At 71.9% G+C, this 11764-nt stretch carries 8 protein-coding genes; 3 read left to right on the plus strand and 5 right to left on the minus strand.

Features of this window, described 5'->3' with window-relative positions; translation table 11 throughout:
- The first annotated feature begins 14 nt into the window (after window positions 1-14).
- Window positions 15-3392 (plus strand): carbohydrate-binding protein, encoded by a 3378-nt coding sequence (locus tag L1785_RS02505; RefSeq protein WP_236087556.1) that lies wholly within the window; start codon window positions 15-17, stop codon window positions 3390-3392.
- A gap of 84 nt (window positions 3393-3476) precedes the next feature.
- On the opposite strand, the gene L1785_RS02510 is transcribed toward L1785_RS02505, so the two are convergent.
- Genes L1785_RS02510 through L1785_RS02520 form a run of 3 tightly spaced genes read right to left on the minus strand, consistent with a single transcriptional unit; the run spans window position 3477 to window position 6194 of the window.
- Window positions 3477-3884, minus strand: coding sequence for an ATP-binding protein (locus L1785_RS02510; protein ID WP_236087557.1), 408 nt, complete (start codon window positions 3882-3884; stop codon window positions 3477-3479).
- Complete coding sequence (locus L1785_RS02515) at window positions 3877-4209, minus strand: STAS domain-containing protein (protein WP_236087558.1); 333 nt, start codon at window positions 4207-4209, stop codon at window positions 3877-3879. Before L1785_RS02515 ends, L1785_RS02510 begins: the two co-directional genes overlap by 8 nt.
- Window positions 4209-6194 carry a glycosyltransferase gene (locus L1785_RS02520; protein ID WP_236087559.1) on the minus strand — a complete coding sequence of 662 codons (1986 nt, stop codon included), beginning with the start codon at window positions 6192-6194 and terminating at the stop codon, window positions 4209-4211. Before L1785_RS02520 ends, L1785_RS02515 begins: the two co-directional genes overlap by 1 nt.
- Before the next feature lie 151 nt (window positions 6195-6345).
- Here L1785_RS02520 and L1785_RS02525 point away from each other — a divergent pair, with 151 nt between their 5' ends.
- Window positions 6346-7536: a PP2C family protein-serine/threonine phosphatase gene (locus L1785_RS02525; RefSeq protein WP_236087560.1), complete on the plus strand. Its 1191-nt coding sequence runs from the start codon at window positions 6346-6348 to the stop codon at window positions 7534-7536.
- A 36-nt stretch (window positions 7537-7572) separates the two neighbouring features.
- On the opposite strand, the gene L1785_RS02530 is transcribed toward L1785_RS02525, so the two are convergent.
- Both L1785_RS02530 and L1785_RS02535 read right to left on the minus strand, forming a co-directional pair.
- On the minus strand, window positions 7573-8589 hold the full coding sequence (locus tag L1785_RS02530) for a zinc-dependent alcohol dehydrogenase (RefSeq protein ID WP_236087561.1): 1017 nt from the start codon (window positions 8587-8589) through the stop codon (window positions 7573-7575).
- 126 nt (window positions 8590-8715) lie between these two features.
- The gene (locus tag L1785_RS02535; protein ID WP_236087562.1) at window positions 8716-10683 is read right to left on the minus strand and encodes an AfsR/SARP family transcriptional regulator; all 1968 of its coding nucleotides are present in this window, start codon (window positions 10681-10683) and stop codon (window positions 8716-8718) included.
- A 67-nt stretch (window positions 10684-10750) separates the two neighbouring features.
- Here L1785_RS02535 and L1785_RS02540 point away from each other — a divergent pair, with 67 nt between their 5' ends.
- Entirely contained in the window at window positions 10751-11629 is an 879-nt protein-coding gene (locus tag L1785_RS02540) for an alpha/beta fold hydrolase (RefSeq protein ID WP_236087563.1), read from the plus strand.
- Window positions 11630-11764 lie beyond the last annotated feature (135 nt).

An 11764-nucleotide genomic window follows, 5' to 3' on the forward strand; every position in this document is an offset into this window, starting at 1 on the left:
TCGACGACAGCGTCGTGAGCGGCACGAACCGCTTCACGTACGGGAGCGGCTGGGGGACCGCGACCGGGGTCGGGGACCTGAACCAGGGGACCGCGCACTGGAGCAATACGACAGGCGCGGTCGCGACGTTCACGTTCGTCGGTACGAGGGTGACGATCATGGGTGTCACCGACGCCGACCAGGGGATCTCGACCTACTCGGTCGACGGCGGTGCTGTCGTCACGAAGGACGACTACGCGCCGACGCGAACCGCGCAGGCCACGCTGTTCGACAGTGGTGTCCTGGCCGCCGGCACGCACACGGTGACGATCACCGCGACGGGGACCAAGAACGCCGCGAGCAGCGCCCGCACCGTCGCCATCGACTCGGCGATCGTCACGACCACGCAGACCGTCGACGACAGCGTCGTGAGCGGCACGAACCGCTTCACGTACGGGAGCGGCTGGGGGACCGCGACCGGGGTCGGGGACCTGAACCAGGGGACCGCGCACTGGAGCAATACGACAGGCGCGGTCGCGACGTTCACGTTCGTCGGTACGAGGGTGACGATCATGGGTGTCACCGACGCCGACCAGGGGATCTCGACCTACTCGGTCGACGGCGGTGCTGTCGTCACGAAGGACGACTACGCGCCGACGCGAACCGCGCAGGCCACGCTGTTCGACAGTGGTGTCCTGGCCGCCGGCACGCACACGGTGACGATCACCGCGACGGGGACCAAGAACGCCGCGAGCAGCGCCCGCACCGTCGCCATCGACTCGGCGATCGTGACCATTCCCGACCTGCCGGCACTGCGTGTCGACCTGGGCGCGAGCACGGGTGCCTTCCACGGCGGAGCGGCCGGGACCCTGTACGGCGTGTACGGCGACGGCTTGCCCTCCTTGAACCTCATCGAGGGAATGGGCCTGCGCACGGTGGCGACCAAGGCTCAGGATGGGCCGCAGCACCCCGGCGCCGACGCGCTCGAGATCGTCAAGCCGATCGCGGACTCCAGCGGCGGCGACACCTACATCTACATGACGGACATCTATCGCGGGTTCCCCTACCAGTGGCCCGGCTCGACCCCGCAGGCACGGCTTGACGACTACCGGGCGAAGGTGTCCGCGCAGGTCGACCAGGTGCTCACCCTCGACCCCGCGTACCAGGAGCGCATCGTCTTCGTCCCGTTCAACGAGCCCGAGGGCAACATGTTCGGCACCGGGACGTGGAGCTACAACGGCATCAGCTGGCTGAACAACCCGACGTACTTCTACCAGGCGTGGGACGAGTTCTACCGGTTGATCAAGGCCAAGATGCCGAGCGCCCGGATCGCCGGTCCCAACACCAGCGTGCTGTACAACCAGGTGCAGGGTTTCCTGTCGCACACGGCCCAGGCCGGCACCGTGCCGGAGGTGATGGCCTGGCACGAGCTCAGCGCACCCGCGACCATCCGGGCCAACGTGGCCAAGTACCGGGGGTGGGAGACCACGCAGTTCGCCGGGACCGCCTACGCGGGCACGCACCTGCCGATCAACCTCGACGAGTACGCGTACAACTACCACACCTCGGTCCCGGGGCAGATGATCCAGTGGGTCTCCGCGATCGAGGACTCCAAGGTCGACGCCGACATCGCGTACTGGAACATCGACGGCAACCTCAGCGACTCCGCCGTCCAGGCGAACCGCGCCAACGGCCAGTGGTGGCTCTTCAACGCCTACAGCGACATGACCGGGGACACCGTCCGGGTGACCCCGCCGTCGCCCGGGGTCAGCTACACCCTGCAGGGTGTCGCCACGCTGGACACCACGAGGAAGGACGCGCGGCTGATCTTCGGTGGCGCCGCCGGAGGGGCCCACGTTCAGTTCGACCGTGTCCCCTCGTCGTTCGGTGGCACCGTCCACGCGGTCGTCGAGGAGATCCCGTGGACCGGGCAGCTCGGCGACTCGGCGCAGCCTCGCGTTCTCGGCGAGCTCAACGCGCAGGTGACCGGCGGGAGCGTCTCGTTCGACTTCGGCGGCACGCTGCCGGCGCTCAACGAGTCCTCGGCCTACCAGATCATCCTGACCCCTGGGCAGAACGCGACCAGCTCACGCGCCATCACCACGTCGTGGCAGGCGACCTACGAGGCGGAGGCCGCGGCCCACACCGGGACCGGCTGGACGAGGAACGGGGTCGAGGGTTCGCCGTCCAACGTGGCCAAGTTCTTCACCTCCGGCGGCTACGACGTCGGCGGTCTGCGCACCGGCTCGGACGTGCAGCTGCACTTCACGGTCGACGTCCCGCAGGCCGGCACCTACGACCTCAGCGTCTTCGCGAACTCGCTGAACACGTACTCCGCCGTCGCCGAGCAGGGTCCGACCAACGTGTTCCTCAGGGTCGACGGCGCCGCTGAGCAGGAGATCTACCTGCCCCTCGGCTACAAGTGGGTCGTCTGGGACCACTCCGACGCCAAGGTCCAGCTCAGCGCGGGACGGCACACCCTCACGCTCGCAGCGACGAGCCTCGACGGCACGCGGACCACGAAGGGCGACGCGATCGTCGACAAGCTGGACCTCTCGCTGGCGAACCCGGCCGCGGCGGTCTCGACCTACGAGGCGGAGGAGGCAACACTGTCCGGAGCCACCACCGACTACACCCGCACGGGTGTCTCGGGCTCCGGTGTCGCTCGTCTGGTCGCGGGCGACAGCGCCACGTTCTGGGTGTACTCGGCCACCGACGGGCCGGTGACCCTGACCGCGAGCACGCTCGGCGGTGGGACAGCGCAGCTTGCCGTCAACGGCACAAATGTCAAGACGGTGGGCGGCTCGACGTCTGCGACGGTGTTCCTCACGGGTGGCGTCAACAAGATCCAGGTCACCGGGGTCTCGGGCGCCCTTCTGCTGGACCGCGTGCGCGTCGCCGGGGCGGCGGGATCGCCCGTCCAGACGTCCTATGAGGCCGAGAGCGCCCAGAGGGCGGGCAGCGCCACGCTCGCCGGCTTCTCCTTGGCCAGTGGGGACACGGCCGTCTCTGGCATCGGGGGTGCCCCGGGCAACGGCAACACGTTGACCTTCAACGTCGTCGCGGCCGCGACGGGCACGTACGCCTTGACGATCCGCTACTCGAACCCCGAGCAGGCTCCGGCCACCCACTACAACGTGGACCCGGTCGCCCGGCATGCCGACATCTCTGTCAACGGAGGTGCCCCCGATCGGGTCCTGTTCCCCATGTCGTTCCACGCGAACAACTTCTGGGACCGGACCGTCCTGGTGCAGCTGCAGCAGGGGAGCAACACGATCAGGTTCTCCGCCGAGGAGATTCCTGACTTCGGCGGTACGACGTACATCTCCGACCGGTACCCCGACGACCTGCTGCGGTCGAGGTGGGCGCCGATCATCGACAAGATCGGGATCGCCCCGTTCGTCGTGAGCTAGGCGGCGTCCGTCGCCGAGGGCGACGGTGCCGGAGCGGTTGCTTGTCGCGGGGCCGGATGGTCGCCTCGCGACAGGCAGCCGCTGCTACGCGTGCGTCTGGCGCCGGACCGTCCAGACGTTGCGGTCACCGGCGCGCCGGTACTCCAGCGAGTCGGTGAGCAGGTGGATGAGCGCGAGGCCACGGCCCCCCTCGGACTCATCATCGTCTGGCATCCCCCACGGCACAGACGGCAGGTTCACCGGGCCACCCGTGTCCGTCAGCAGCGCGGTCAGCGAGGTCTCGGTGACGTCGACCTCGACGGTGCACCTGATGTCGCTGGCGGTGCGGCCGTGCCGGATGGAGTTCGTGACGAGCTCGATGAGCGCGGTCTCGAACGCGAACCGGGCCTCCCCGTCGACCTCGGGGTGCCGCTTCCAGACGTCCTCCAGCCAGTCGTGCACGTCGTCGACGTCGCTGGGGGGCGAGCGCAGCTCGAGCCGGGCGTCAGTCATCGAACGCTGTCTCGGCGACGGCGTAGGGCTTGAGGATGCGGTCCACGTTCGACAGGCTCAGAACCATCGAGACCTGCGTCGCGGGGGCGGCGATCCGGAGGTCGCCGCCGGCCTGGCGGACCGTCTTCAGGCAGCTGATGAGTGAGCCGAGGCCGGACGAGTCCATGAACTCCACCTCGGACAGGTCGACCACGACACGTGGCCGGCCGTTCTCCACGGCGTACGCCACCACGCTCCGCAGGCGCGGGGCGGCGATCATGTTGAGGCGTCCGTTCCCGCGAACCAGCGTGATGTCCTTGCCGAGCTCCTCGGTCTTGAACTCCATCAGTTCTTCTCCTCTGCAAGGTAGCCGCGGTATCGGACCGCACCGATCAGGACGCTGAGTGCCGCGAGGTCGAAGACGACCCAGACGACGTTGAATGCTGTGGGTATGAACTCCTGCGGCCCGGCGGACAGCCGGACCAGAGCCAGGAGGAGGCAGCCGGCGAGCGCGACGCCGGCCATGAGCTGCCACCGGACGAGCCGCCAGGGCTGGTTCGTGTGGATACGCACCTTGGGCGTCACGGCGAAGGTGAGCGGCTGGTGCAGCACGACGTTGCGGAACGCGCTCACGCACGCGCGGATCCACACCGGGAACAGCGCGAAGCTGTACTGCTGCCCGCGCCAGGTGGGCGTCTTGCCGGCGCCGATCAGGAAGAGCACCTGGTTGGCGGCCAGGAACGGGACGAAGTGCAGCATGAACTCGGCCCCGTAGCTGCGGACGGGGGCGATCCCGAAGACGAGGAAGACCACCGGGGCGGCGATGAAGACCGCCGTGGCGAAGCCGGACAGGTAGCTCCACATCGTCGAGAAGTACATCAGGCGCTGGGCGGGGGACATGCCGCGCGCGAACAGCGGGTTCTCCCGCAGGAAGAGCTGCATGGTGCCCTGCGCCCAGCGCAGGCGCTGGGTGAGCATCGAGCCGAGGTCCTCCGGCGCGAGTCCGTCGGCGAGCACCTCGTTGTGGAACACGCTGCGCAGGCCCAGGGCGTGCAGCCGCATGGACGTGGCCATGTCCTCGGTCACCGAGATGGTCGCCAGCGGCAGGATCGCCTGTGCCTCGTCGGCGCGGTCGACGTCGATCGCCCGCAGCGCGAGCTGCACCGCGTTCAGGGCGTCGGTGCCCGCGTCAGGGTCAGGTTCGAGGCCGGTGCGAGGGCCGACGTCGTCCGGGCCGCGGCCGACGACGGCTGCCGCTGAGCCTGCGCCGGCGCCGGCGCCTGCCCGGGCGCCGACGACGGCGACGACGCGGGCGACGGCGCCCGCGCCGACCCGCAGGTCCGCGAGGGCGACCTGGCGCTGGAGCCGGTAGGTGATGTCACCGAGCGGCTCGCCGTTGCCCAGAGCCCGGCGCGCGTCGGCCAGGGCGACCAGCATCTTCTCCAGGACCGGCAGCAGCGCCTGGTCCGCGCGGTGGTCCCGCCGGGCGCGGCGCACCGCGGCCGTCGCGTCACGCAACCGCAGCGCGACCGACCGCTCGGTGTCCTGGACGTACCCCACGATGCCCAGCTGCATGAGCGCCTCACGGCGCAGCACCGCGTTCGACCCGCAGAAGAACGCCGCGTTCCACCCGTCCTTACCCTCCTGGATCGGGCCGTAGAACAACGGCGCCTGGCTGCCCAGCGGGTCACCGGTCGCCACGTTGCTGAACACCTGAGGCGTCTGGACGAACGCAACCCGCTCGTCACGGAACCAGCCCAGCGTCCGGTCCAGGAACTCCGGGCGCGCCACCATGTCCGCGTCCAGGACCACCAAGAACTCCCCCGACGTCTGCATCAACGCGTTGTTGATGTTGCCCGCCTTTGCATGCCGCGGCCGATCCGCCCACTCCCGGCCCCGCGTCAGGTAACCCACCCCGAGCTCCTCGGCCACCGCGCGCATCTCCGGGCGGTCCCCGTCGTCCAGGATCCACGTCTGGTGCGGGTGGCGGATCGCCCTCGCCGCCCGCGCCGTCGCCCGCACCAGGCCGGGCGGCTCGTCGTAGGTCGTGATCAGCACGTCCACGCTCGCGCCCTCGATCGGCGCCGGAGGCTCACCCCGCCTGCGCGCCCGCCACATCGTCAGGCCGAACAGGCTCACATCGATCAGGCCGTACGTCTCGGCCAGCACCAACGGCACCGCGATCCACCACGCGGCCCAGTTCACCGAGTCCATCCACCGCCACGTGATGTAGTACAGACCGAACGAGACAGTGAAAACCACGGCGACCCGCACGACCAAACGGTGCACACCGTGGCCGCGGCGCCCCTCGACGCGCGTGTCAACTGTCATGCAGGGCCCCCTCCACCGCTGACACGCCGACTCTACGACACGCCGCCACAGCCCGCAGCCCTTCACCCGGCCGCGACGGGCGGACCACCCCACCGCTGGCTATCGTGACGAGGGAAGGCTCGGCAGGGGGAGCAACACAAAGGGGGCCACCATGCTGGACGACACCGGTGCGGTCGCGTTGGAGGATCGTCGCAGGCTGGCCGTCCTCGATGCGCTCCACCTGCTGGACTCCGGCCGGGAGGAGCGCTTCGACCGCATCACCCGGATGGTGCAGGACGCGTTCGGCGTGCCGCTGTCCTTCCTCAACCTGGTGGACGACGAGCGGGTCATCATCAACTCCGCCGTGCCGGGCGAGCTGCAGGGCATCTACCGGCCGCGCGAGGAGACGTTCTGCTCGGTGACCGTGCAGCAGAGCGAGCCGCTGGTCGTGCCGGACGCCACCAAGGACCCCCGGTTCGCGAACCTGCCGAACGTCGTCGGCGAACCCCAGCTGCGGTTCTACGCCGGTGCCCCGTTGACGGTGCAGGACACGCGGATCGGCACGCTGTGCATCGTGGACACAAAGCCCAGGACGGTCACCGAGGACGAGCTCGCCATCCTCGAGGGGTTCGCGCGCTGGGCCGAGCGCACGATCTCCGAGGATCTCGACCGCACGCGCGTGGAGGACATGCTGCGCAACCTCCAGCCGCAGGCGCTCGTTCGTCGTGGGTTCCGCGTGGCAGGGCTGACCGTGCCCGCGCAGATCGTCGGCGGCGACTTCTGCACCTGGTGGGAGGCGGGCGACCGGATCGACCTCAGCCTCGCGGACCTGATGGGCAAGGGTGTCTTCGCGGCCGTGCTCGCAGCGGGGCTCCGGACGGCGCTGACCGCGCGGCGTGGCCTGACGCCGGCGAAGGCCGTCCAGGAGGCCGAGGCGCAGCTCGGGACCGAGATGGCCAGGGTCGGGTCCTTCGCCACCCTGCTGTACGCCTCGCTCGACCTCGACAAGGGTGAGCTGAGGTACGTCGATGCCGGGCACGGGCTGTCGCTCCACATCCGCTCCGACGGCAGCCACGCGCGCGTCGGATCGGCAGGCGTGCCGTTCGGCCTGCTGGAGGACGTGTCCCGCCGCACCGAGCGCGTGCTGACCCTGCGCCCGGGTGACCTCTTCGTCTCGGTGAGCGACGGCGTCCTGGAGCTGTACGACTCGACGCTCTCCGCCCTGGACGAGGTGGCGGCGCTGGTCAAGGTGTCGGCCGACCCGGACGACTTCCTCGCCCGCATGGAGAAGCAAGCCAGGCACGGTCCGCTGGACGACGACGTGACGGTCCTCGTCGTCGCGCGTGACCGGGCCGGCGCGTGAGGCACGGCCGCGGGCCGTGCCTCACGCCATCGGTGGTCAGAACTCGGTGATCACGTGCCTGGCGGGGATCTTCCCGGCCAGCATCAGCTCGAAGGAGTGGTTGATGTCCTCGAGTCCGACTCCCATCGAGATGACCTTGGTCCTGCCGGCGGCGTGGAGCGCCATCGTGTCGTCCAGGTCGTTGCGGGTACCGACGATCGAGCCGATGATCCGCTTGCCGTAGAGGACGGTGTCGAAGATCGGCACGGACAGCGTGCCGCCGCCGGCCGGCAGCGCGACGCAGACGAGGCGCCCACCGGGCCGGAGCGCGGCCAGCGCCTGGTTGAAGACCGTCTCGTTCGGGCTGAGCACGATCGAGACGTCCGCGCCGCCGAGGTCCTGGATGGCCTTGACCGGGTCGGTCGCCGCCGCGTTCACGACGTGCTCGGCGCCCAGCTGCGTGGCCAGCTCCAGCTTGTCCTCCGCGATGTCCACCCCGATCGCGGTGCCGCCGGCGATCCTGGCGTACTGCAGGGCGAGGTGGCCCAGCCCGCCGACGCCCCAGACCGCCGCGACCTCCGCGCTCTTCAGCTCGGACACCTTCACGGCCTTGTACGTCGTGACTCCGGCGCAGACCAGCGGGGCCGCGTCCTGCGACGAGACGTTGTCGGGGACGAGCCCGCACCAGTTGCCGTCGACGACGGCGTACTCGGCGAACGCGCCGTCGCGGGCGAAACCGTTCTGGATCTGGTTGGGGCACAGCGTCTCCCATCCGGAGACGCAGTAGCGGCAGTGACCGCACGCGTATCCGAGCCAGGGGATGCACACGCGCTCGCCGACCTTGCGGATGGTGCCCTCACCGACGGCCTCGACGATGCCCACGCCCTCGTGACCCGCGATGAACGGGAGCGGTGACTTCACGGGCCAGTCGCCTCGCGTCGAGTGGAGGTCGGTGTGGCAGATGCCGCTGGCCACCATCCTGACGAGGACCTCCCCGGGACCGGGCTGACGAACCTCCACGTCCTGGATCTCGAGGGGCTTGGAGAAGTCGACGCAGACTGCCGCCTTCGACATGGTCTTCCCTTTCGTGCGACGCCGCGATCGCGGCTGCTGGCCGCCTTGTTGCGGGCAAGTGCACCGTAGGCAGGCCCGTTTCGGCCGTGGCAGGGCCATTGGTCCCGCACCCCGGGGGCCGACGACCTACCCACCCAGGAACTCGTCGAGCGCCGCCAGGTGGAGCGCGACCGGGCCCGCCGTGAGGACGCCGCTGCCCGCGCCGGCGATCTCCTGGGCCGCCGGGGCGAGCGCCGTCCGTGCGCGCCCGGCGAGCCGGCGGTCGCCCACCTGGACCGCCGCCCGGCCCGCGAGGCACCACAGCGCCTCCTGGAGCAGGCCCGGCGGCGGCACCGGAGTGCGGCGGGCGGCGGCCACGGCGTCGGACCGGCGGCCCTGGGCGATCATGACGAGCGGGCGGGCCCACGGGGCGTACGGGCCCCAGTCGGTGTCGTCGGGGAAGTCCGCCGGCAGGCCGCGCCACACGCGTAGGCAGAGCAGCGCCAGGGGAAGGAGCCCGTGGGCGAGCCCCGGCATGCCGGAGCCGTCGAGTGTCGTGGCGGCGTCGCGGTACGCGGCCTCCGCCACACCGGCCGGGGCGCCGGCCGCCGTCGTCCGCAGCGCCCCGTACCAGCGGATGAACACGTCGACGAGCGGCCGCTCGTGCTTACGGCCGAGGGTCGCCGCCGCGGAGGCGTGCTCGTCGGCAGGGTCCCACTGGCCGAGGGCGGACAGTGCCTGCATCCGTACGAGGTGGGCGAAGATCTCGAAGGTGGTGAGCCCGTGCCGGGCGGAGAGCGCGACCAGCTCGGCCCCCAGGGCGTCCCGCCCGGGCGCGAGCCCCGAGCGCTCGAACGACTGGAGGTACCGCCCGGCCAGGGCGAACGCCAGCACCGCCGGGTCGTCGAGCCCGCGGGCGAGAAGCTCCGCCTCCCGGGCCGCCTCGGGCCCCCGTGCGCCGGGGATCCCGCGTGACTCGAGAGCGATGGTCGCGAGCAGGCGTGCCCGCGCCGACGCCGGCGCGCCCGGCGGCAGCGCCGCGAGCGTGCGCTCGGCCGCGGCGACGACCTGCTCGGCCTGGGCCGGTTCGTCGGACCGGGTCCACACGCCGGGCACGTCGAAGGCGCCGACGACGCGCGCCGTGAGCTCCGGGTCGCCGAGCTGTTCGGCGGCCGCGACGGCGGCGAGGCGCTGCGACCGTGCGACGGCCAGGCCCTCGCCCCCGGCGACCGCAAGAGAGCGCAGCAGCCCCACGGTGGACTCGAGGCGGGCGCGCGACCCCGCGGCGACCGTGCGCTGATAGGCGGCCGTGGCGTCGGCCCAGAGGTCGCCGGGAGACGGGGTGGCGGGCACCGACTGCCGCAGGATCTCCGTCTCGAGCGCCGCGAGCCGCGGGCCGGGGTCGACGCCGAGCTCATCGGCGAGCATCGACCGGGCTCGCCGGAGCACGGCCAGCGCGTCCGCCTGCCGGCCCGCCCGGTACAGCGCGAGCGCGAGCAGGCGCCACCCCTCCTCGCGCCACGGGTGCTCCGTGACGTGTGCGTCGAGGTCGGCGACGGCGTCGTCCGGCCGGCCGAGGGCGAGCCGGGCGTCGGCCCGGCGCTCCACCGCGGCGAGCCGCAGCTCGGCCAGGCGCGCCCGCTCGGTGCGGGCCCACGGCTCGTCGAGCCCGGCGTACGCGGGCCCCCGCCAGGCACCGATCGCCGCGTCGAGCAGGTCCAGCGCCACGCCGGGGGCGAGGTCGCGGGAGCGGACGACGGCGTCCTCGAACCGCCAGGCGTCGACGGCGTCCGCGTCCGCCCGCAACGCGTACCCGGGCCCGTCGGTGACGAGGAGGCGCGCGGGGGTGCGGGGCGCCCGGCCTGGCTCGAGGGACCGGCGCAGGGCGGCGACGAACGTGCGCACCGCGGGCACAGCACCCGCCGGAGGGTGCTCCCAGAGGTCGTCGACGAGGCGACCGACGGGCACGACCCGCCCGCGAGCAGCGACGAGGCGCGCCAGCACCGCCCGGTGACGCGGTCCGCGCAGGTCGAGCGGTCCGGTGTCGTCCCAGGCAGCGACCGGCCCGAGCACCCCGATCGTCACGCCCACGCCGCCCCTCCCGGCCCTGCTCATCGGTTGCTCATCCGCGCCCTGGACGCTGGAGCCACCCACCCCGAACGACCCACTGTGGAGGAAACAGATGACCACCACCATCCCCGGCTTCGACTACCGCCGGGTCACCGTCGCGGACGGCGTCGCCCTCAACGTAGCCGTCGGCGGCACGGGGAGCCCTGTCGTCCTGCTGCACGGCTTCCCGCAGACCCACCTGATGTGGCGGCACGTCGCCGCCGACCTCGCCGCGGGCCACACCGTGATCGTGCCCGACCTGCGCGGCTACGGGGATTCGGACAAGCCCGCGGAGGCCGGCGAGCACACGTACGCCAAGCGCACGATGGCGGCGGACGTGGTGGAGCTCGCGCGCCGGCTCGGCCACGAGCGCTTCGCGCTCGCCGGCCACGACCGCGGCGCGCTCGTCGCGGTCCGCGCCGGGCTCGACCACCCGGACACGGTGACGCACCTCGCGTCGCTGGACGTGCTGCCCACGCTCGACATGTGGGAGATCCTGGGCGGCGCGGACGCCGCCGTCGCGTTCCACCTGTACCTCATGGCGCAGCCGCCGGGCCTGCCGGAGCGGATGATCGAGGTGAGCGCGGACGACTTCTTCGGCTTCTTCCTCGACGCCTGGGGCGCCGGCGAGGAGGCGATGCCGCCCGACGTGCGGGCCGAGTATCTGCGCGCCTCCCGTGAGGCGGTCCCCTCGATCGTGGCCGACTACCGCGCCACCGCAGGCGTGGACCTGCGCCACGACCGGGAGGACCGGGCTGCGGGGCGGCGCCTGACGATGCCCGTCTCGGTGGTCCAGCAGGACTGGGGTTCGGTGCTCGGCTACGACGCGAAGGCGCTGTGGTCGGCCTGGGCGACGGACCTCGACCACCGCACCCTCGCGGCGGGCCACTTCATGGCGGAAGAGGCGCCGCAGGAGATCGTGACGGTCCTGCGGGACCTCCTCGCGCGGTAGCCCCCCGCCCCGGGTTGCCCTTCCAAGACGACGTCACGTGATCGGCAGTTGGGGGGGGGGGGGGGGGGGGGGGGGGGGGGGGGGGGGGGGGGGGGTGGGGGGGGGGGGGGGCCCCCCACCGGGGGGGCGGGGCCG

The sequence above is a fragment of the Antribacter soli genome (assembly GCF_021568775.1).
GTDB classification, from domain to species: domain Bacteria; phylum Actinomycetota; class Actinomycetes; order Actinomycetales; family Cellulomonadaceae; genus Antribacter; species Antribacter soli.